This window comes from Streptomyces sp. BBFR25 (assembly GCF_044590125.1).
GTDB classification, from domain to species: domain Bacteria; phylum Actinomycetota; class Actinomycetes; order Streptomycetales; family Streptomycetaceae; genus Streptomyces; species Streptomyces canus_D.
The window spans coordinates 3,784,525-3,805,089 of record NZ_CP172447.1; the positions used below are offsets into that span (position 1 = coordinate 3,784,525).

The following is a 20,565-nucleotide window of genomic DNA, read 5'->3' on the forward strand; positions in this document are numbered from 1 at the left end:
CCTCGCCTACAGCTTGCCCCACACCGGCCTGGTGCGGTGGCCGCCGAGGGCGCGGGCGAACCGGGACTGGAACTCCGGTGTGAACTCGGGCCAGTTCCAGAACGTGAAGCCGAGGTGGGCGAAGGTGAAGTAGTCGTCGGCCCAGATCCACTCGGGGAGCGGGACGGGCTCCGCGCAGGCCGGGCACGCGACCTGCGCCGAGCCGGTCTGCTGCCACTCGTCCACGGCCTCGCCGAAGGGCTGCCAGATCTCGTCGATCGGCTCCCAGCCACCGGTGACCAGGGGCGTGGTGACGGCGCAGCGCGGGCAGGTCACCGCCTCCGGTTCGCCCTGGCCGCCGTCGAACACCGTGGGCCCGACCGCCACGGCCAGTCCGTCCGACGGCTTCCGGTCGGCGTCCTCCTGCGCCACGGCGCGGTGCCAGTGCGGACCGGGCGGATGCCCGAGCGGATCGCCGAGGACACAGCCGGTGCGCTCGGCGAGGACGATGCCCTCGGACACGAGCCACCCGACCGCGCGGTCCGCGCACCGCGCTGCCTCGCCGGTGCCCGCGTCGAGGTCGACGATCGTCTGGAAGTAGTCACCCATGCGGAGACCGTAGACCCCGTCAGTGACAACGGCGTCAGCCCAGCGCCGCGTCCAGCAGCCGTGCCCACTGCTCCACCACCCGCTCCCGCCGGGCGCCGTCGTCGGTGAGGAGGTTGGCGAGTCCCAGGCCGCGGGCCATGTCCAGCAGGCCCTGGACGGTCTCGCGGGCGCCGGGGCGGGACTCGTCGGCGCCGAGGAGGTCGACGGCGATGCGGTGGCTCTCGCGGCCGACGCGGGCCTCCAGCTCGGTGACCCGGCCGCGCAGCTGCTCCTCGTTGGAGGCGGCCACCCACAGGTGCAGGGCGGCGCGGAAGAGCGGGCCCGTGTAGAGGTCGACGAGGGCGGCGACCACCGCGCGCCGGTCGTCGGCGGCGGCGCCCTCGGGGAAGAGGGCGCGCAGTGCCACGGAGCGTTCCTCGGCGACGTACTCCACGGCCGCCGTGAAGAGGTCCTCGCGGGTCGGGAAGTGGTGCTGGGCGGCGCCGCGGGAGACTCCGGCGTGTTCGGCGACGACGGAGACCGTTGACCCGGCCCAGCCGCGTTCGGCGAGGCAGGCCACGGCGGCTGCCAGGAGCCGCTGCCGGGTGGCCCGGCTGCGATCCTGCTTGGGAACGCGCTCCGCGCGGTCGGCCGTGTTCACGGCGCCGCTCACACCACCCATTCCGGATCCCGTCGTTCGAGGAAGGCCGTCATCCCCTCGCGGGCCTGCGGGGAGGCGAACAGCCGGGCCGAGAGCGCGGTCAGGTCGGCCGCGTCCCGGTCGAAGGCCTCCAGCACCCTAGCCGTGAGCAGCCGTTTCGTCTCGGCCAGGCCCTGCGGTGCGGCACGGCGCACACCGTCGAGGACGGGTTCGAGTACGGCGTCCACGTCGTCGCCGGCCGCCGTGACCAGGCCGACGCGGGCGGCCTCGGCGGCGTCGAAGCGCTCACCGGTGAGGTAGTAGCGGGCGAGGGCGCGGGGGTCGGTGCGGGGCAGCAGGGTCAGGGAGATGACGGCGGGGGCCACGCCGATGCGGACCTCGGTGAAGGCGAAGGTCGACTCCGTGGACGCCGCCGCGATGTCGCAGGCGGCGACCAGGCCGAGGCCGCCCGCGCGGACGTGCCCGGCGACGCGGGCGATCACCGGTTTGGGTACCTCGGCGAGCTGCCGGAGGAGGCCGACGAGGGCGTCCGGGTCGGGCGGGTCGCGCAGGTCGGCGCCCGCGCTGAAGGTGGTGCCGGTGTGGGTGAGGACGACGGCGCGGACGCCGGGGTCCTCGGCCGCGTCGGTGAGGGCGGCGGCTAGGTCGGCGACGAGGGCGGCGGACAGGGCGTTGCGGTTGTGCGGGGAGTCGAGGGTGAGGGTCTCGACGCCCCGCGCGCGCGTGCGGTCGACGTGGGCGGCCCCGGTCACCGCTGCTCCCTCAGCTGTCGGCGGAGGATCTTGCCGGACGCGGCGCGCGGGACGGCGTCGACGAACGTGACCTGGCGGACGCGTTTGTAGGGGGCGACGCGTTCGGCGACGTACATCATGATCTCGCCCTCCTGGAGGCCGGGTGCGGTCGGCCGGCGTACGACGAAGGCGTGCGGTACTTCGTTGCCGTCGTCGTTGTAGGCGCCGACGACGGCCGCGTCGGCGACGCCGGGGTGGGTGAGCAGGAGGGCTTCGAGTTCGGCGGGGGCCACCTGGAAGCCCTTGTACTTGATGAGTTCCTTGACGCGGTCGACGACGTACAGCCAGCCGTCGCTGTCGGCGTGTCCGACGTCGCCGGTGTGCAGCCAGCCGTCGGCGTCGATCAGGGCGGCGGTGGCGTCGGGGCGGCCGAGGTAGCCCTTCATGATCTGGGGGCCGCGGATGAGGATCTCGCCGGACTCCCCGGCCGGGAGGTCCTTGCCGGGGTCGGTGAGGGAGACGATGCGCATCTCGGTACCGGCGATCAGCTTGCCGACGGTGCCGGGCGGCGCGTCGCTCATGGCGTCCAGGGGGACGACGTGGGTGCCCGGGGACAGTTCCGTCATGCCGTAGGCCTGGCCGACGGGCGGCAGGCCGAGCCGCTGTGAACAGGCGGCGGCGAGGCGGGCGTCCAGGGGTGCGGCGGCGCTGACGATGTACTTCAGCGAGGAGAGGTCGTAGTCGGTGACCAGGGGGTGCTTGGCGAGGGCCAGGACGATCGGCGGGGCGACGTACAGGCTGGTGATGCGGTGGTTCTGGATGGCGGCGAGGAACTGCTCCAGGTCGAAGCGGGGCAGGACGACGACGGTGGCGCCGAGCCGCAGGGGGGCGTTCATCAGGGCGGTCAGGCCGTAGATGTGGAAGAACGGCAGCACGGCGAGGACGCGGTCGCCGGGCGCGGAGGGCATCGACGGTTCGAGCTGGGCGAGGTTGGTGGCGATCTGCCGGTGGGTGAGCATGACGCCCTTGGGGGTGCCGGTGGTGCCCGAGGAGTACGGCAGGGCGGCGACGTCCTCGGCCGGGTCGATCGCGACGGACGGTTCGGGCGCGGTCGAGGCCAGCATGTCGACCAGTGAGCGGTGGCCGGGCGCGCTGTCGCAGACCAGGATCTCCTGGACGCCGCCCGCGAGTTCGGCGGCCCGGCGGGCGGTGGACAGGAGGGGTGAGACGGTGACGATCCAGCGGGCCGCGCTGTCCTTCAGCTGCTTGGCGAACTCCTCGGCGGTGGCGAGTGCATGCACCGTGGTGACGGAGGCGCCCGCGCGGGTGGCGGCGTAGAAGGCGAGGGGGAAGGCGACGGTGTTGGGGCTGTGCAGGGCGAGGACGTCGCCCTTGCGCACGCCGGACTCGGCGAGGGCGGCGGCGACACGCCGGTGGAACCGGTCCACCTGCTCGTAGGTGAGGGTGGTGCCGTCGGTGCCGTCGATCAGCGCCGGGGCGCTCCCGAAGGCGGCGGCCCCGCCGAGCACCGCGTCGTGGATGGGCAGGTCGACGGGCGGGACGTCTGCGTACTCGCTGCGGAACACGGTTCCTCCAACGCCGGCTGGATACGGCCTAGCTGGATACGGCCTAGTACGACTTGGGCAGGCCCAGGGTCTGGTGGGAGACGTAGTTGAGGATCATCTCCCGGCTCACGGGCGCGATACGGGCGACGCGCGACGCCGTGATCAGCCGGGCGAGCCCGAACTCGCGGGTGAGGCCGTTGCCGCCGAGGGTGTGCACGGCCTGGTCGACGGCCTTCACGCAGGCCTCCCCGGCCGCGTACTTGGCCATGTTGGCGGCCTCCCCCGCGCCCACGTCGTCGCCCGCGTCGTAGAGGCGGGCCGCCTTCTGCATCATCAGGCGGGCGAGTTCGAGGTCGATGTGCGCCTGCGCGAGGGGGTGCGCGATGGCCTGGTGGGCGCCGATGGGCGTCTTCCAGACGGTGCGTTCGCGGGCGTACTCGACGGCTTTGGCGAGCGCGTAGCGGCCCATGCCGATCGCGAAGGCGGCCGTCATCACGCGCTCGGGGTTCAGGCCCGCGAAGAGCTGGAGGAGGCCCGCGTCCTCGTCGCCGACCAGGGCGTCGGCGGGCAGCCGTACGTCGTCGAGGGTCAGCTCGAACTGCCGTTCCACCGCGTTGAGTTCCATGTCGATGGGGCGGCGCTCGAAGCCGGGGGTGTCGCGGGGGACGATGAACAGGCAGGGCTTGAGCTTGCCGGTGCGGGCGTCTTCGGTGCGGCCGACGATGAGGGTGGCGTCGGCGAGGTCGACACCGGAGACGAAGACCTTGCGTCCGGTGAGGATCCAGTCCCCGGTGGCCGCGTCGCGGCGGGCGGTGGTGGTGATGCGGTGGCTGTTGGAACCGGCGTCGGGTTCGGTGATGCCGAAGGCCATGAGGCGGGTGCCGTCGGCGAGTGGCGGCAGCCACTCGCGTTTCTGTTCCTCGGTGCCGAAGCGGGCGATGACGGTGCCGCAGATCGCCGGGGAGACGATCATCATGAGGAGGGGGTTGCCGGCGGCGCCCAGCTCTTCGAGGACGAGGGAGAGTTCGGTGATGCCGGCGCCGCCTCCGCCGTATGCCTCCGGCAGGTTGACGCCTATGTAGCCGAGCTTGGCCGCGGCTTGCCAGAGGCGGTTGTTGTCTTCGGCGTTGGCGGTGTGGGGGTGGGTTTGGGCGAACGCGGACACCGCTGCGCGGAGGGACTTGTGGTCTTCGGATTCGATGAGGGTGGTCACTGTGCTCCTTCGAGTGCGGGTTCGTCGTGGCTGGTCGCGCTCACGCGGCGGAGCCGCATATTCAATGCAGCCCCGCGCCCCTAGGTCTCCTGCACCACCGCCAGTAGGGAGCCGACCGTCACCTGCTGTCCGGGTACGGCGTTCAGTTCGGCGAGTGTTCCCGTGGTCGGGGCCGTGATCCTGTGTTCCATCTTCATGGCCTCCAGCCACAGGAGGGGCTGGCCCGCCTGGACGGTGGTGCCCTCGCTCAGGCCCTCCGCGACGCGGACGACCGTGCCCGGCATGGGGGCCAGGAGGGAGCCGGGGGCGTGCTGGGTGGTGGGGTCGGGGAAGCGGGGCAGGGCGGTGAGGCGGGTGGTGTTGACGTGGACGTGGTCGCCGTAGCGGGCGACGTCGAAGCGGTGTCGTACGCCGTCCGCCTCCAGGACGACCCGCTCGGCGTCGGCGTGGACGACGCGGACGCCGTCGGCGGTGGGGCCGTTGCGGGTGTGGTGGTAGCGGACCTCGTGTTCCTCGCCCGCCACGGCGTAGCGCTTGACCTGCGGCTGTGAGGGCAGGTTGCGCCAGCCGCCGAAGCGGCCCGCGCGGGTGCTCGCGTCGGCGAGGGCGGCGGCCAGCGGGGCGAGGGGGTCGGGAGCGGACCGCGTCAGGTCGGCCAGGTGGCGGTCGTAGAAGCCCGTGTCCATGCGGCCGGAGGTGAACTCCTCGTGGCGCAGGGAGCGGACGAGCAGGTCGCGGTTGGTGACCGGGCCGTGGATCGCCGCCCGTTCCAGGGCACCGGCGAGGCGGCGGAGGGCCTCCGCGCGGGTGGGTGCGTGGGCGACCGCCTTGGCGAGCATCGGGTCGTAGTGGACGCCGATGTCGTCGCCGTCGGTGTAGCCGGTGTCCAGGCGGATGCCGTCCGGGACGGCGATGCGGTGCAGGCGGCCGGTCTGCGGGGCCCAGCCGTGGGCCGGGTCCTCGGCGTACAGGCGGGCCTCGACGGCATGGCCACGCGCGCGCGGGGGGTCGCTTTCCAGGGCGTGGCCTTCGGCGACGCGGAGCTGGAGGGCGACGAGGTCGATGCCGAAGACGGCCTCCGTGACGGGGTGTTCGACCTGGAGGCGGGTGTTCATCTCCAGGAAGTGCGCGGTGCCGTCGGCGACGAGGAACTCGACGGTGCCCGCGCCGACGTAGTCGACGGCGCGGGCGGCGCGTACGGCGAGGTCGTGGAGTTCGGCGGTGAGGTCGGGGGTCAGGCCGGGTGCCGGGGCCTCCTCGATGACCTTCTGGTGGCGGCGCTGGAGGGAGCAGTCGCGGGTGCCGAGCGCCCAGACGGTGCCGTGGGCGTCGGCGAGGATCTGCACCTCGACGTGGCGGCCGTTCTCCAGGTAGGGCTCGACGAAGACCTCGCCGTCGCCGAAGGCGCTCGTGGCCTCCGCGCGGGCGGCGGTCAGCGCCGCGTCGAGGTCGGCGAGGTCGCGTACGACGCGCATGCCGCGTCCGCCGCCGCCCGCCGCCGCCTTCACCAGCACCGGCAGGTCGGCCTCGGTGACGTCGGTGAGCGGCGCGATGCCCAGGAGTTCCTTGGCGCGGGTCTTGGACGCCATCGCCTCGATGGCCTCGGGCGGCGGCCCGATCCACACCAGCCCCGCGTCCCGCACGGCGCGCGCGAAGTCGGCGTTCTCGGAGAGGAAGCCGTAGCCGGGGTGGACGGCGTCGGCTCCGGCGGCGAGGGCGGCCTTCACGATCGCCTCGCCGCGCAGATAGGTCTCGGCGGGCGTCGACCCCGGCAGGCGTACGGCGGCGTCGGCCACGCGCGCGTGGAGGGCGTTCTCGTCGGCGTCCGAGTGCACGGCGACGGTCCGGATTCCCCACTCACGGCAGGTCCGGAAGACGCGGCAGGCGATCTCGCCGCGGTTGGCGACAAGCACGGAAGCAATCACTGGGTTTCCTCACATCCGAAAGACGCCGAAGCCGCCGCGCGCACCCTCGTAGGGGGCGGTGTGGACGGCGGACAGGCACAGGCCGAGGACGGTGCGGGTGTCGCGCGGGTCGATGACGCCGTCGTCGTAGAGCCGTCCGGACAGGAACATGGGCAGCGACTCGGACTCGATCTGCTGCTCGACCATGGCGCGCAGGGCGGCGTCGCCCTCGTCGTCGTACGGCTGCCCCTTCGCGGCGGCGGACTGGCGGGCGACGATGGACAGGACCCCGGCGAGCTGTTGCGGGCCCATGACGGCGGACTTGGCGCTGGGCCAGGCGAAGAGGAAGCGGGGGTCGTAGGCGCGGCCGCACATGCCGTAGTGGCCGGCGCCGTAGGAGGCGCCCAGGAGGACGGACAGGTGGGGGACGCGGGAGTTGGAGACCGCGTTGATCATCATGGCGCCGTGCTTGATGATGCCGCCCTGCTCGTACTCCCTGCCGACCATGTACCCGGTGGTGTTGTGGAGGAAGAGCAGCGGGATGTCGCGCTGGTTGGCGAGCTGGATGAACTGGGCCGCCTTCTGCGACTCCTCGCTGAACAGGACCCCTCGGGCGTTGGCGAGGATGCCGACCGGGTAGCCGTGCAGGGCCGCCCAGCCGGTGGTCAGGCTGGTCCCGTACAGGGGCTTGAACTCGTCGAAGTCGGAGGCGTCGACGATCCGGGCGATGACCTCGCGCGGGTCGAAGGGGGTGCGCAGGTCGCCGGGGACGATGCCGAGGAGTTCCTCGGGGTCGTACTTGGGCGGCTCGGCGAGGGGCGGGTCGGCGTACGCCTTGCGGTGGTTGAGGCGGGCGACGACGCGACGGGCCTGGCGCAGGGCGTCCGGTTCGTCGACGGCGAAGTGGTCGGCGAGGCCGGAGGTGCGGGCGTGCATCTCGGCGCCGCCCAACGACTCGTCGTCGCTCTCCTCGCCGGTGGCCATCTTGACCAGCGGCGGCCCGCCGAGGAAGACCTTCGCGCGCTCCTTGACCATGATCACGTGGTCGGACATGCCGGGGATGTAGGCGCCCCCGGCGGTCGAGTTGCCGAAGACCACGGCGACGGTGGGGATGCCGGCCGCCGACAGCCGGGTGAGGTCCCGGAAGATCGCGCCGCCGGGGATGAAGATCTCCTTCTGGGAGGGCAGGTCGGCGCCGCCGGACTCGACGAGGCTGATGCAGGGCAGCCGGTTGGCGAGGGCGATGTCGTTGGCGCGCAGGGCCTTCTTCAGCGACCAGGGGTTGCTGGCGCCGCCGCGCACGGTCGGGTCGTTGGCGGTGATCAGGCACTCGACGCCCTCGACGACGCCGATGCCGGTGACGAGGGAGGCGCCGACGGTGTATCCGGGGGCCTCGCTCCCCCAGGCCGCGAGCGGTGACAGCTCCAGGAAGGGCGTGTCGGGGTCGAGGAGCAGCTCGATGCGCTCGCGGGCGAGGAGCTTGCCGCGCTTGCGGTGCCGGGCGACGTACTTCTCGCCGCCGCCCGCGAGGGCCTTGGCGTGTTCGGCGTCCAGGTCGGCGAGTTTGGCGAGCATGGCCTCGCGGTGGGCGCGGTGGTCGGGGTCGGTGGGGTCCAGGGCGGAGGCGAGGACGGTCACGGCAGGACCTCCGGGGCGGGGGTGTACGGCGGGACGGTCACAGCAGGCTCTCCGGGATGTCCAGGTGCCGGGCGCGCAGCCATTCGCCGAGCGCCTTGGCCTGCGGGTCGAAGCGGGCCTGCGCGGCGACGCCCTCGCCGAGGATGCCCTCGACGACGAAGTTGAGGGCGCGCAGGTGGGGGAGCTGGTGCCGGGTGACGGGCAGGTCGCGGGCCTCGGGGATCAGCTCGCGGAACCGGTCGGTGGTCAGCTCGTGGGCGAGCCAGCGCCAGGCGTCGTCGGTCCGCGCCCACACGCCGACGTTGGCGTTGCCGCCCTTGTCGCCGCTGCGGGCTCCGGCGACGAGGCCGAGGGGGGCGCGGCGGACGGGCCCCGGTGGGAGTGGCCGCGGCAGGGGTGGTTCCGGCACATGTGCGGGTACGCCGGTGTCCTGGGCCGGTGGTCGTGGTGGTGGCACACTCACACGCCGCCCGTCATGGAGGACGGCCACATGGTCCACGGCCCCATGGGGGACGTACACATCCTCGAAGACCCCATAGGGCGCGCCCTTCCCGGGTGGCGCCAGCACATGGAACCCGGGGTATCCGGCCAGGGCCAGCTCGATCGCGGCGCCGCTCAACGCCCGTCCGACGACCTGCTGGTCGGCGTCCCGGACGACGAGCCGCAGCAGGGCGCTGGCCGTCTCCTCGGTGGGGGCGTCGGGCCGGTCGGTGCGGGCCAGGTCCCAGCGGACGTCGGCGATCTTCCCGAGGGCGGGTTCCATCTGCGCCCGGACCAGGTCGGCCTTGGCCTCGACGTCCAGGCCGGTGAGGACGAAGACGACCTCGTTGCGGAAGCCGCCGAGGCGGTTGAGGCCGACCTTGAGGGTGGGCGGCGGTGCCTCGCCGCGCACGCCCTCGACGCGGACCCGGTCGGGGCCCTCCTGGCTGAGCCGTACGGTGTCCAGCCGGGCGGTGACGTCGGGTCCGGCGTACCGGGCGCCGCCCGTCTCGTACAGCAGCTGGGCGGTGACCGTGCCGACGTCGACGAAGCCGCCGGTGCCGTCGTGCTTGGTGACGACCGAGGTGCCGTCGGCGTGCAGTTCGGCGAGCGGGAAGCCGGGGTGCCGTACGTCGCCGTCCCGGAAGAAGGCGTAGTTGCCGCCGGTCACCTGTGCCCCGCACTCCAGCAGGTGCCCGGCGACGACCGCGCCCGCGAGCCGGTCGTACTCCGTCGGCTCCCAGCCGAAGTGTGCGACGGCGGGCCCGGTGACCAGCGCGGCGTCGGTGACGCGGCCGGTGACGACCACGTCCGCGCCGGCCCGCAGGCACGCGGCGATGCCGAAGCCGCCGAGGTAGGCGTGCGCGGCCAGCGCTCCCGGGTGGGCGGCGGTGAGGTCGTCGCCCTCGACGTGCGCGACCCGCACCGGGACGCCGAGCCGCTCGGCCAGCGCCCGTACGGCGTCGGCGAGTCCGGCCGGGTTGAGGCCGCCCGCGTTGGCGACGATGCGCACCCCCCGCTCGTGGGCGAGCCCGAGGCACTCCTCCAACTGCCGCAGGAAGGTGCGGGCGTATCCGGCGCCGGGGTCCTTCAGCCGGTCCCGGCCCAGGATGAGCATCGTCAGCTCGGCGAGGTAGTCGCCGGTGAGGACGTCCAGCTCGCCGCCGGTGAGCATCTCGCGCATGGCGGAGAAGCGGTCGCCGTAGAACCCCGAGGCGTTGCCGACGCGGAGCACGCTCACGGGGACTCCCCCTTCGGCGGGCGTCCGGCTCCGGGCGGGCGTCCGGCTCCGGGCGGTCCGGCGAAGGCCTGGGCGATGTCCAGCCAGCGGTCGGCGTCCGGGCCCTCGGCGGTGAGGGCGAGGTCGGCGCGGTGGGCGCGCTGGGTGGCGAGGAGGCAGAAGTCGAGCGCGGGGCCGGTGACGCGCTGCGGGGCGTCCTCGGGGCCGTACGTCCACAGGTCGCCGCCCGGGCCGGTGAGTTCGACGCGGAACTGCTGCGCGGGCGGGGTGAGTCCGTGGGCGGCGTAGGCGAAGTCCCGGGCGCGGACGCCGATGCGGGCGACGTGCCGCAGGCGGTCGGTGGGCGGGCGGGACGCGCCGAGGGCCGCCGCGACGTCCAGGCCGTGGGCCCAGGTCTCCATCAGGCGGGCGGTGGCCATGGAGGCGGTGGCCATGGGCGGGCCGTACCAGGGGAAGCGTGCGCCGGGGGCGGCGGCGCGCAGTGCCTCGTCGAGGGCGGCGCGGTCCTGCCGCCAGGCGGCCAGCAGCGCGGCGGGGTCCTGTTCGGCGCCCTGCTCGGCGCCGTCGTCGACGTACCGGTCGGGCGCGGCGAGGGCCTGTTCGACCAGTGCCTTGAACCCGTTCTCGTCGGTGACGGCGACCAGGGCGGCGCGGTCGGTCCAGTTCAGGTGCGCGATCTGGTGGGCGATGGTCCAGCCGGGCGCCGGGGTGGCCAGGCGCCAGTCCTCCGGGCTCAACTCGGCGACCAGGGCGTCGAGTTCCTCGCCCTCCTCGCGCAGGTCGTCGATCACGGGCGTCGGGTCGGACACGGGCGCTCCCCTCGGGCACGGCGATGTGCGGCGCGGTGTGGTGAGGAGCATGGCAGGGGTGCCGGTAACAATCAAGCACGCTTGCATGATTTTGCCGGGCGGAGACAGGCGGAAGCGGCCCGGCTCATGCGTCAGGCCGCTGGACGACCGCGCGGTCTCAGTCCTCCTCGGCCGGCCAGACCGTGGTGTCCATGGTGATGAAGGCGGCCTCCGGCAGGGCGGTCGACTTCACCTGGACGACGAACAGTGCGATGTCTCCGTTGTCCCGCCTGACGCAGATCTCCTGGCCGGCGGACGCGGCGGCCAGTGGGAGGCGGCGGAGGGAGTCCCGACCGGTCATGTCGCGGCACTCCTCGTACGTGGCGCCCGGGTCACCGAACAGCATCGTGAAGACGCTGGTGTCGCTCTCCAGGGCACAGCTCGCGTTCGCGCAGTCGAAGCGGACGTCCCCCTTGCGGTCCTCGCGCATCGTGCCTTCGGTGAGGCTGATCGAGTTGTCGGCGTTCACCAGCAGGGCGCCGTGGGCGTGGGCCCGTGGCGTCGTCGTCCCGGCGGCGGAACCGCCGGACCCGCCGTCCGACCGTCCGGCCGACGAGGCGGCCCCCGCACCGGCCCCCGCTGCGGCATCATCCCCGGTTTCCGGGGCCGACCCCTCCGCCACCGGACGAGGCGTACCGGACGCGGACGCGGGACCGGACGGTGCGTCAGACGCGGAGCGCGACGCGACCGCGTCCCGGGCCCGGTCGATGCCGCGGCCCGCCGCGTCCAGAAGCGCCGCCCCCGCCGCGATCAACAGCCCGCACGCGACGACGGCGGAAGCCGATATCAGGACGGCGCGTCTCCGTCGCCGCTTCCGCTCCTCCGGCCCGGTGGGCCGCTGCGGCACGGCCGGCCCCCACGGTCCGGCGGCGCCCGGCCAGGGCGCCGGGGCGGTTCCCTGCGGGACGGCCCCCGGCTGCGGGGCGGTCCACGGCGCCGTGTGCACCGCGGTCGGGCCCGGGGCCACGACCGGAGCCGCGGCGGTCGCCGGTCCGGTGGCCGCGACCGGCGGCGGCACCGCCACCGGCGGCCCGGCGATCTCCCGCCACACGGCCGGACCGGTTTCCTCCGCGCCGTCCCGGCCCAGCTCCCGGCGGCACCACTCGACGATCTCCGCCGGGGTGGCCCGTTCCTCGGGGTCGGCGGCCAGGCACCGTCCGAGCAGGCCGCGCAGGCGCTCGGGCAGCCCGGACAGGTCGGGCTCCGAGTGGACGATCCGGTACAGCACAGTGGCGGCCGGGCCGTCGCCGTACAGCGGCTTGCCGAGTGCCGCGAAGGCGGCCGTCTGCCCGAGCGCGAAGACGTCGGTGGCCGCCGTGATGTCACCCGCGGACGCCTGCTCGGGGGCCATGTACTGGGGCGTGCCGATGGTGGCGCCCGTGGCGGTGTGCGCGGTGCTGTCGGCGGCGAGCGAGATGCCGAAGTCGATGACCCGCGGTCCGTCGGCGGCCAGCAGTACGTTCGCCGGCTTGAGGTCCCGGTGCACGATGCCCGTGCCGTGGATGGCCTGCAGCGCCTCGGCGACCCCCGCCATCAGCCACAGCACCGCGGGCACCGGCAGCGGCCCGCTCCGGGCGACGGCTCCCGACAGGGAGGGTCCGGGCACGTACAGCGTGGCCAGCCAGGGCGGGGCGCCGTCCGGGTCGGCGTCGATCAGTTCGGCGGTGTACGCGCCCTTGACCCTGCGGGCCGCCTTGATCTCCCGGCCGAAACGCCGCCGGAAGGTCGGGTCGTCGGCCAGTTCCGACCGGACGACCTTGATGGCCACGGGCCGGCCGCCGCGGGTGTGCGACAGGTACACCCGTCCCATGCCGCCCGCTCCGAGCCGGGCCGCGAGACGGTAACCGGCCACCGTGCGCGGGTCGTCGTCCTGCAAGGGCTGGAAGACCTCGGCCGTGTGATTCATCGGTTCCCTCCCCGTGATCCCGATGAGCTGACCAGGTACGCAGCCTATGCGGTGGCGGGACGGCCGATGCCCTCGGGGCCGTCAGGACCGGACCCGTCGGCGGCGTCCGGAGCCGACGGGCCGACGACGTCCGGTGGCGCCGCGGGCGCGGAGTTGAGGATCTCGCGGGCCTGTTCCGCGGCGCGGGCGATGCTCTCGGAGACGAAGTCGAGGAAGCGGGCGATGTTCTCCAGGCGGACGGCGGCCGGGGTGCGGGGGCCGAGGACGCCGATGCCCTGCCGCGCGGTCTCGACGAGGTGGGCGGTGGAGCGGGCGCTGGCCATCATCGACTGGTACCAGACGTCGTTGTCGACGACGTAGCGCTCCCGGCGGCCTTCGTCGCGCTCGCGGCGGATCATGTCCTGGCCCTCCAGGAAGGCGATCGCCTTGGAGACCGAGGCAGGGCTGACCCGAAGCCGCCGGGCCAGCTCGGACGCGGTGAGGCTGCCGGAGTCGGTGAGGGTGAGACAGGCCCACACCCGGGCCGTCATCTTGGGCATGCCGGACGCCATGAGGACGGTGGTGAACGTCTCCTCGTACTCGCGCACCGCCTCTTCGTCCCGGCCGTCCGCCTGCGCGAGGGCCTGCCCGTCCCCGGACGGCGTGGCCCGCCTGCGCCGGTGGGCGCGGTGTTCGGTGGCGCGGTGGGCGAGGTCGGCGCGGTAGGCGTTCGGGCCGCCGTTGCGCATCACCTCGCGCGTGACCGTGGAGGTCGGGCGGTCGAGGCGCCGGGCGATCTCGGCGTAGGCGAGGCCGTCGGCCAGGCCGAGGGCGATCTGCTGGCGTTCGGTCTGGGTGAGTCTGCCTCCCGGCACGACGACCTCCTTCACGGCCTCACGGCCGCACGGGCTCCTCCGACACCGCGACCATAGCGTTCACTCGCACTCCATTGCAACGCATCGACTCGCGCGTTGCATTACCCCCCATCTCCATTGCAATGAAAAAGACGCAACTGCCTGCACTTACACGGTTAGTGCGCAACAAACTCATTGCCAGACCCATGAACGCAACGTAGCGTTTCACTCATCAGAAACCACGAGGACGAACCGAGGGAGCACACCATGCAGCAGAACCCGAGCATCCCGAGCAGCACGCGGAAGTTCGACACCGCCGCCCCGATCTCGGCCGTCCTCGACATCCCCGCGGGACGTATCCGGTTCATCGCCGCCGACCGGGCCGACACCACCGTCGAGGTCCTTCCCGCCGACGCCGCCAAGAGCCGCGACCTGGCCGCCGCGGAGCGGACCACGGTCGAGTACGGCGACGGGGTCCTGCGGATCGCGACCACGTCGGCGCAGGGCCGGCTGGTGGGTGACTCCGGGTCCGTCGAGGTGACCGTGCAGCTGCCCGCAGGTTCGCACGTCGAGGCGAAGACGGCCGCCGCCGAGTTCCGGGGCGTCGGACGGCTCGGCGACGTCACCCTGGAGGGTGCGCAGGGCACGGTCAAGCTCGACGAGACCGCCGGTGCGCGCCTGTCGCTCATGGCGGGCGACATCTCGGTCGGCCGGCTGGGCGGAGCGGCCCGGATCAGCACGCAGCAGGGTGACCTGCACGTGGCCGAGGCGATGGGCGGTTCGGTCGAGCTGCGCACCGAGTCCGGCGACATCTCGGTCGGCGCCGCCCGCGGCGTCTCCGCCTCGTTGGACGCCGGCACGTCCTACGGCCGGATCGACAACGCCCTGGTGAACGGCGGCGACGGCGCCACCCTGGCGATCCGCGCGACCACCTCCCACGGCGACATCACCGCCCGCAGCCTCTGACCGGGCACCGGGCACCGGACACCGGGCACCGGACACCGGGCCGGGCTAGGGGACGTCGGACAGCGCCTTGGTCCGGCGTCCCCGGCGTCCTCCGGCCCGACGTCCCATCTGGGTCCGTACGGCGCCCATGCTCGCCGCGATGACGAGGGCGATGGCCGCGGACTGGGTGGCGGTCAGGGCCTGGTCGAGGATGAGGAATCCGGCCGCCGCGGCGATGGCGGGCTCCAGGCTCATGAGGATGGCGAAGGTCGGCGCGGGCAGGCGGCGCAGGGCGAGCAGTTCGAGGGTGTAGGGCAGGACGGAGGAGAGCAGGGCGACCCCGGCGCCCAGCGCGAGCGTCTGCGGGTCGATCAGCTTCGCCCCCGACTCGACGACACCCAGCGGCAGGAACAGCAGCGCCCCGACCGCCATCGCCAGGGCCAGCCCGTCGGCCTGCGGGAAACGGCGTCCGGTGCGGGCGCTGAAGACGATGTACGCCGCCCACATGGCGCCCGCCGCCAGGGCGAAGGCGGCACCGGCCGGGTCGAGGTCCTCGAAGCCGCCGCCGCCCAGCAGGAAGACGCCCGCCAGGGCGAGCCCGGCCCAGACCAGGTTGACCGCGCGGCGCGAGGCGAACACGGACAGGGCGAGCGGGCCGAGCACCTCCAGGGTGACGGCGGGGCCGAGCGGGATGCGGTCGACGGCCTGGTAGAAGAGGCCGTTCATCCCCGCCATGGCGATGCCGAAGACGACGACCGTGCCCCAGTCGGCCCGGGAATGGCCGCGCAGCCGGGGCCGGCACACCAGGAGCATGACGACGGCGGCCACGGCCAGCCGCAGGGTCACCACGCCGAGCGCCCCGGCCCGCGGCATCAGGCTCACCGCCAGCGCGGCACCGAACTGCACGGAGACGCCACCGGCGAGGACCAGGCCGACCGGGCCGAGGGAGCCGAACCGCCCGCCCGGCGCGCCCTCCGGCACGGACGCGTGGCCGACGGCGGCGGGCGCGGCGGCCGGGGACGAGGTGCCGGGGGTGGCGCTGGGGGTACTCACGGGGGCTCCGGGACGGTGTGCGGGGTGGACATCGTTCAGTACGCTGCACTGCACGGTCCAGCGTAATGGACGTTGTCAGGCATGTAGCACTTTTACGCAACTGTCAGGGCCGGGACGTACGGCTGTCAACGCCCGTCCGCCGGGCGAGCCGGGACCGCCCCGTCCCGGCCGCGTACCGAGCGGGTACCGTCCACCGGGTGAGCCGACTCCTGACCCGCCTCTGGCGCCTGCTGCGCCCCGTCCAGAGCCGCCTGATGTGGCTGGTGAACGCCAAGTTCGTGGTCGGCGTGACCGGCGTCGTACGGGACGACGAGGGGCGGGTCCTGATGCTGAAGCACCGGATGTGGGCGCCGGGCCGCCAGTGGGGTCTGCCGAGCGGCTTCGCGCACAAGGGCGAGGACCTCCGGCAGACCGTCGTCCGGGAGGTCAGGGAGGAGACCGGCCTGAACGTGGAGGTGGGCCGGCTGGTCATGCTGAACAGCGGCCTGCGCACCCGCCTGGAGGTGGCGTACGAGGCCCGGCTGGTCGGCGGGGAGCTGCGCCTCGACCCGTTCGAGATCCTGGAGGCCCGCTGGTGCCGCCCGGACGAACTCCCCGAGGACGTCCAGCCGGTGTGCCGCCCGCTGGTGCGGGGCGAGACGGCACCCTGAGCTGACTGCGCGAGGACCGCTTTCCGAAGCGACCCCGACCGGCGGCCCGGCCGGACCGCCGCCGGTCACCCCATGCTCTTGGCGCCGTCCAGGGTCTCCCGGATGATGTCGGCGTGGCCCGCGTGCTGGGCGGTCTCGGCGATGACGTGCATCAGCACCCGGCGGGCCGACCACTCGGTGTCCGCCTCGAACCACGGCGCCTTCGGCAACGGCTGCGTGGCCCCCAGGTCGGGCAGCGTGGCGACCAGTTCCCCGGTCCGGCGGGCCACCTCGGCGTAGTCGTCCAGCACACCGGCCAGCGTCTCGCCGGGCAGCATCTTGAACTCGTCGGCCCGCCGGGCCCAGTCGGCCTCGGTCATGGCGGTGAAGTCACCCATCGTGGAGGGGCCGTCCACGATGAAGCCGGTCCAGTTCCGCTCGACCGCGGTGACGTGCTTGATCAGGCCGCCCAGGCACAGCTCACTGGCGGTGGGCCGCAGCCCGGCCTGCTCGTCGGTGAGGTCACGGGTGGTGAAGCGCAGGAAGTGCCGCTGCTTGGCCAGCGCCTCCAGCAGGTCGGCGCGCTCGCCGGTGAGGGCCGGGGCCCCGGTCAGGTCGCGGGTGGTGGGCTCGCTGGTGCTGGATGCGTCGGTGGTCATGGTCTCGCCTTCCGGTGTTCCTGCTCCGTCGGTCGAGGACCACGCTAGGGGCCGTCTAGGTCAGATCAGGTCCTAGATCGCCGGGCTTCCGGGAAAGGCCGGACCCAGCGGGCGAGGAGCCGCGAGGGGACGGGCTGCCTAGTGGGCGATCTCCCCGCCGCCCATCAGCAGACCCAGTCCCTCGGTGTCGTCGAAGGCGTCCCCGGTCAGCCGGGTGACGCCCGCGGTGGACGGCCCGTCGGCGGTACCGGGCAGCAGGTGGGCGACCCCGTCGACCGTGTCGCTGCCAGGCGCGGTCACCACGAGGTCGGCGCGGCCGTCGCCGTCCAGGTCGGTGAGGCCCACCGCGCTGCCGAAGTCGGCGTCCCCGCCCGGGGCGGCGCCCAGGTCGGCCCCGTCGACCAGCCGGGCCCCCTTCCCGCTGAGCCCGTCCGGCCCGCCCGCCAGGTACAGCACCTGCTCCGGCCCCGGCTCCCCGTAAATGTCCCACCGGGGCGCCCCGGCGACCACGTCGGCGTACCCGTCGCCGTTGACGTCGCCCGTGTCCAGGCTGGTGAAGACGGCGTCCTCGTCCTGGGGTTCCCCGCCGGGCACGCCCGGGGTGTCCCTGTCGACGGTCGTCGTCCTCGCCCCCGGTCCCGCCTTCGCCCCGTACGCCACCGTCACCGAGCTGCGGCTCGCGTCGCCGCCCCGGGGACTGAGCACCAGGTCGTCGATGCCGTCGCCGTCCACGTCGCCGATCGCCCCCTCGCCCGCGTACGGGAGCCGGGTGTCCTCGGGCTGCGTGAAGCCGTCCCGGCCGCCGCGCAGATAGCTCACCGGCTGGGTCCGCTCGCGCCAGGGCACCTCGGGTCCGGTGTCGGCGTCGTGGAAACTCACCAGGTCGTCGACGCCGTCGCCGTCGAGGTCCCCGGCGAGGAGGTCGTCGTAGTTCGCGTCCGCGACGTCCGGGGCGGGACGGCGCGGAGCGGGGACGCGGCCCGTGTCGGCGGGGGTGCCGTCCCGCCCGAAGGGCCCCTTGAGCAGCCCCTTGTCGGAACCGAGCCCGAAGACCAGGTCGGGGTGCCGGTCCCCGTCGAAGTCACCGGCGGCGAGCTGCTCGTCCAGGATCGGGTCGGTGCCCCAGGCGACGTGGCTGCCGTCCGTCCCCGGCACCCGGACGGCACGCGAGAGCCCGTCCTCTGACCCCCACATGATGATCACGCTCGGCTTCCAGTCGAAGACGGAGGCGGCGAGGTCGGTGTACCCGTCCCCGTCGAAGTCGCGGGCCACGACGTCGGTCCCGAAGAAGGCCTCGTCCCGGTTGGCGCCCGGTATCCCGGGGTCGTCCTGCGTCAGGTACTGGCAACGGGCGATCCGCGTCCCGTCCCCCGCCCCGTACGCGACCTCGACACTCCCCCCGCCGGACCCGTCCGCCACGCTTCCTCCCGACCCGAGGGCCAGGTCGGGGTGCCCGTCCCCGTCGAAGTCGGCGGCACCGTCCGGCACGGGCGCCGAGGCCGCGGCGCCGTGGATTCCGCCGGTCCCGCACCCGTACGGCGCGGCGATGTCACCCGGCCCCCCGTCGGCGATCACCATCCCCGCGGCGACCGCCAACGCGACGACGGCCGCACCGCCCCCGATCACCCACGTCCGCCTACCGCCCCACCGCCGCGCCGCCGCCTCCACCTGATCACCCGAACCGTCCATACGAACGATCACGCACCGGCCGCCGCACACGGTTCCGCCGCCTCGGACGGGCCGCGGCGAGAGCTTGAGCCGGAGCCAGTGTCTGCGCGCCCCGCGGCGAGCCGTCAGACCCGCTCCAGGGGCCGGTGCGGCCCGCTGGGAAGCTCCGCTTCGATCGTGTCGCCCGGACGCACCGCGCCGCCCTCCTTCACGACGCTCATGATTCCGGCCTTGCGCACGATGTTCCCGGCCTCGTCGCGGCCGACGACCTGCTTCAGCAGCCCGTCCTGGAAGTTGTCGATCTGCAGGCAGGGATTGCGCAGGCCGGTCACCTCCAGCACCGTGTCCTCGCCGATCCGCAGCAGCGTGCCGACCGGCAGGCCGAGCAGGTCGATGCCGCGGGTGGTGATGTTCTCGCCGAGGTCACCGGGCACCACCTCGAATCCCTCCGCGGCGACCTCGGCGAAGAGCTCTTCGTGGATGAGGTGGACCTGGCGCAGGTTCGGCTGGGTGGGGTCCTGCGCGACGCGTGAGCGATGCTTGACCGTCACGCCGGCATGGACGTCGCCCTCCACACCGAGCCCGGCGAGCAGCGTGATGCTGTCCCGGTTCGGCTTGGTGAACGAGTACACGCCGTTGCTGCTGACCGCCGTCACCATTGCGCTCATCCTCGGTCCCCCTCCTCAATGACACGATCGGCCACGACCCTAACCCTCCACCCGCGAGGCACGGCAGTCCCGGCGAACTGATCCCACGGTGGCACCCCGGTCCCCGGGATCACCCTCCGGACCTACCCCCAAGTACCGCTCAGTGCTGACGCGTTGAGCCGTGCCCGGCACCTAGCTTCGGCTGCATGAGCGACCGATCAAGCACCTCACGCAGAACCGTCCTGGCCACGCTGCTCGCGGGAGCCGTGTCCGTCCCCCTTCTGGGCGCCGCGCCCGCGTCGTCGGTCCCCGGCGAGACCTTGGAGCTGCCCACACCCACCGGGCCCCGCCCCGTCGGCCGCCGCACCCTGCACCTGGTCGACCGGCGCCGCGCCGACCCCTGGGTGCCGACGGCGCGGGGCAGGGAGCTGCTGGTGTCCGTGTCCTACCCGGCGCGCTCGTCCGGCGGGGCCCCGGCGGTGTACATGACCGAGGGCGAGGCGCGGCGCCTGCTGGAGGCCAGGGGGCTCGCCGGGGTCGTACCGGCCGCGACGGTCGCGGGAACGCGGACGCACGCGCAGGTCGACGCGCCCCCCGCGCCGGGTCGCTTCCCCCTCGTCCTGCTGTCGCCCGGATTCTCGATGCCGCGCACCACGCTCACCTCGCTCGCCGAGGAGCTGGCCGCCCGCGGTTACGTCGTCGCCGCCGTGGACCACGCCTACGAGTCCGTCGGTACGGAGTTCCCCGGGGGCCGGATACCGTCCTGCGCGGCCTGCGACCGGGTCGGCGTCGATGTCGACGAGGCGACGGTCGTGGCGGGCCGGGCCGCGGACCTCTCCTTCGTGATCGACGAGCTGACCGGCCGCCGGAGAGCGGGGGCACTGGCGAGCATCATCGACCCGCGCCGTATCGGAATCGCCGGGCATTCGATCGGCGGAGCGGCCGCCATGGCGACGACGGCCGCCGACCGCCGCGTCTGCGCCGGGGCCGACCTCGACGGGGACTTCTTCGTACGCGACGCGGGGTCCGGGCTCGGCCGGCGCCCGTTCATGATGGTCGGCGCGGCGTCCACGCACCGCCCCGACAGCCCCGACACGGACTGGCCCGTTGCCTGGAACCGACTGCACGGTTGGAAGCGCTGGCTGACCGTGACCGGGGCCGAGCACTTCTCCTTCACCGACCTCCCCTGGCTGGCGGGACGACTGGGACTCACGGACCCGACCGTTCCGCTCTCGTACGAGCGGGGCTGGTACATCACCCGCGACTATGTCGGCGCCTTCTTCGACCTCCACCTCCGGGGCGTCCCCCAGCCACTCCTCCAGGGCCCCACGGCCGCCCACCCGCAGGTCGAATTCCACCGGCCGTAGGAGCCCCGGCC

18 protein-coding genes are annotated in these 20,565 nt (G+C 73.7%); 3 read left to right on the forward strand and 15 right to left on the reverse strand.

Annotated features, from left to right (window positions below; genetic code table 11):
- Positions 1 to 6: 6 nt before the first annotated feature.
- The 11 genes from ACGH52_RS17065 to ACGH52_RS17115 form a co-directional block, all read right to left on the reverse strand.
- Positions 7 to 588 (reverse strand): hypothetical protein, encoded by a 582-nt coding sequence (locus ACGH52_RS17065; RefSeq protein WP_076975576.1) that lies wholly within the window; start codon positions 586 to 588, stop codon positions 7 to 9.
- 34 nt (positions 589 to 622) lie between these two features.
- Positions 623 to 1,249: a TetR/AcrR family transcriptional regulator gene (locus ACGH52_RS17070; protein WP_171987317.1), complete on the reverse strand. Its 627-nt coding sequence runs from the start codon at positions 1,247 to 1,249 to the stop codon at positions 623 to 625.
- Positions 1,237 to 1,980, reverse strand: coding sequence for an enoyl-CoA hydratase family protein (locus tag ACGH52_RS17075; RefSeq protein WP_399940343.1), 744 nt, complete (start codon positions 1,978 to 1,980; stop codon positions 1,237 to 1,239). Before ACGH52_RS17075 ends, ACGH52_RS17070 begins: the two co-directional genes overlap by 13 nt.
- Positions 1,977 to 3,545, reverse strand: coding sequence for a 4-coumarate--CoA ligase family protein (locus ACGH52_RS17080; protein WP_399940346.1), 1,569 nt, complete (start codon positions 3,543 to 3,545; stop codon positions 1,977 to 1,979). Before ACGH52_RS17080 ends, ACGH52_RS17075 begins: the two co-directional genes overlap by 4 nt.
- Before the next feature lie 43 nt (positions 3,546 to 3,588).
- The gene (locus tag ACGH52_RS17085) at positions 3,589 to 4,737 is read right to left on the reverse strand and encodes an acyl-CoA dehydrogenase family protein (RefSeq protein WP_399940349.1); all 1,149 of its coding nucleotides are present in this window, start codon (positions 4,735 to 4,737) and stop codon (positions 3,589 to 3,591) included.
- 80 nt (positions 4,738 to 4,817) lie between these two features.
- Positions 4,818 to 6,662 (reverse strand): acetyl/propionyl/methylcrotonyl-CoA carboxylase subunit alpha, encoded by a 1,845-nt coding sequence (locus ACGH52_RS17090; protein WP_399940352.1) that lies wholly within the window; start codon positions 6,660 to 6,662, stop codon positions 4,818 to 4,820.
- Between the two features lie 9 nt (positions 6,663 to 6,671).
- Complete coding sequence (locus ACGH52_RS17095; protein WP_399940355.1) at positions 6,672 to 8,279, reverse strand: acyl-CoA carboxylase subunit beta; 1,608 nt, start codon at positions 8,277 to 8,279, stop codon at positions 6,672 to 6,674.
- A gap of 37 nt (positions 8,280 to 8,316) precedes the next feature.
- Positions 8,317 to 9,999 (reverse strand): acyclic terpene utilization AtuA family protein, encoded by a 1,683-nt coding sequence (locus ACGH52_RS17100; protein WP_399940358.1) that lies wholly within the window; start codon positions 9,997 to 9,999, stop codon positions 8,317 to 8,319.
- Positions 9,996 to 10,808, reverse strand: a complete 813-nt coding sequence (locus ACGH52_RS17105; RefSeq protein ID WP_399940361.1) for a TIGR03084 family metal-binding protein — start codon at positions 10,806 to 10,808, stop codon at positions 9,996 to 9,998. Before ACGH52_RS17105 ends, ACGH52_RS17100 begins: the two co-directional genes overlap by 4 nt.
- 157 nt (positions 10,809 to 10,965) lie before the next feature.
- On the reverse strand, positions 10,966 to 12,753 hold the full coding sequence (locus ACGH52_RS17110) for a serine/threonine-protein kinase (protein ID WP_399940364.1): 1,788 nt from the start codon (positions 12,751 to 12,753) through the stop codon (positions 10,966 to 10,968).
- A 44-nt stretch (positions 12,754 to 12,797) separates the two neighbouring features.
- A complete protein-coding gene (locus ACGH52_RS17115) occupies positions 12,798 to 13,607 on the reverse strand; it encodes a GbsR/MarR family transcriptional regulator (protein ID WP_076975617.1) in 810 nt (269 codons plus the stop codon).
- 246 nt (positions 13,608 to 13,853) lie between these two features.
- Here ACGH52_RS17115 and ACGH52_RS17120 point away from each other — a divergent pair, with 246 nt between their 5' ends.
- Positions 13,854 to 14,552, forward strand: coding sequence for a DUF4097 family beta strand repeat-containing protein (locus ACGH52_RS17120; RefSeq protein ID WP_121701089.1), 699 nt, complete (start codon positions 13,854 to 13,856; stop codon positions 14,550 to 14,552).
- 45 nt (positions 14,553 to 14,597) lie between these two features.
- Here the strand turns inward: ACGH52_RS17120 and ACGH52_RS17125 are convergent, their stop codons facing one another.
- Positions 14,598 to 15,584 carry an EamA family transporter gene (locus ACGH52_RS17125; protein WP_399940368.1) on the reverse strand — a complete coding sequence of 329 codons (987 nt, stop codon included), beginning with the start codon at positions 15,582 to 15,584 and terminating at the stop codon, positions 14,598 to 14,600.
- Between the two features lie 197 nt (positions 15,585 to 15,781).
- On the opposite strand from ACGH52_RS17125, the gene ACGH52_RS17130 reads away from it, so the two are divergent.
- The gene (locus ACGH52_RS17130; protein ID WP_399940371.1) at positions 15,782 to 16,234 is read left to right on the forward strand and encodes an NUDIX hydrolase; all 453 of its coding nucleotides are present in this window, start codon (positions 15,782 to 15,784) and stop codon (positions 16,232 to 16,234) included.
- 65 nt (positions 16,235 to 16,299) lie between these two features.
- Here the strand turns inward: ACGH52_RS17130 and ACGH52_RS17135 are convergent, their stop codons facing one another.
- The 3 genes from ACGH52_RS17135 to ACGH52_RS17145 all read right to left on the reverse strand — a co-directional run bounded on the left by ACGH52_RS17135 (position 16,300) and on the right by ACGH52_RS17145 (position 19,208).
- Complete coding sequence (locus tag ACGH52_RS17135) at positions 16,300 to 16,872, reverse strand: DinB family protein (protein ID WP_076975566.1); 573 nt, start codon at positions 16,870 to 16,872, stop codon at positions 16,300 to 16,302.
- Positions 16,873 to 17,010: 138 nt separating this feature from the next.
- Positions 17,011 to 18,498, reverse strand: a complete 1,488-nt coding sequence (locus ACGH52_RS17140) for an FG-GAP and VCBS repeat-containing protein (protein ID WP_399940374.1) — start codon at positions 18,496 to 18,498, stop codon at positions 17,011 to 17,013.
- A gap of 167 nt (positions 18,499 to 18,665) precedes the next feature.
- Complete coding sequence (locus ACGH52_RS17145; protein WP_210974000.1) at positions 18,666 to 19,208, reverse strand: MOSC domain-containing protein; 543 nt, start codon at positions 19,206 to 19,208, stop codon at positions 18,666 to 18,668.
- A gap of 185 nt (positions 19,209 to 19,393) precedes the next feature.
- Between ACGH52_RS17145 and ACGH52_RS17150 the strand changes: the two genes are divergently transcribed.
- A complete protein-coding gene (locus tag ACGH52_RS17150) occupies positions 19,394 to 20,554 on the forward strand; it encodes an alpha/beta hydrolase family protein (protein ID WP_399940377.1) in 1,161 nt (386 codons plus the stop codon).
- Positions 20,555 to 20,565: the final 11 nt, after the last annotated feature.

What these genes read in the sequence shown, in the direction of transcription:
- ACGH52_RS17065 (WP_076975576.1), bottom strand. Translation starts at nt 588, where the DNA reads ATGGGTGACTACTTCCAGACGATCGTCGACCTCGACGCGGGCACCGGC.
- ACGH52_RS17070 (WP_171987317.1), bottom strand. Translation starts at nt 1,249, where the DNA reads ATGGGTGGTGTGAGCGGCGCCGTGAACACGGCCGACCGCGCGGAGCGC.
- ACGH52_RS17110 (WP_399940364.1), bottom strand. Translation starts at nt 12,753, where the DNA reads ATGAATCACACGGCCGAGGTCTTCCAGCCCTTGCAGGACGACGACCCG.
- ACGH52_RS17120 (WP_121701089.1), top strand. Translation starts at nt 13,854, where the DNA reads ATGCAGCAGAACCCGAGCATCCCGAGCAGCACGCGGAAGTTCGACACC.
- ACGH52_RS17135 (WP_076975566.1), bottom strand. Translation starts at nt 16,872, where the DNA reads ATGACCACCGACGCATCCAGCACCAGCGAGCCCACCACCCGCGACCTG.
- ACGH52_RS17145 (WP_210974000.1), bottom strand. Translation starts at nt 19,208, where the DNA reads ATGAGCGCAATGGTGACGGCGGTCAGCAGCAACGGCGTGTACTCGTTC.
- ACGH52_RS17150 (WP_399940377.1), top strand. Translation starts at nt 19,394, where the DNA reads ATGAGCGACCGATCAAGCACCTCACGCAGAACCGTCCTGGCCACGCTG.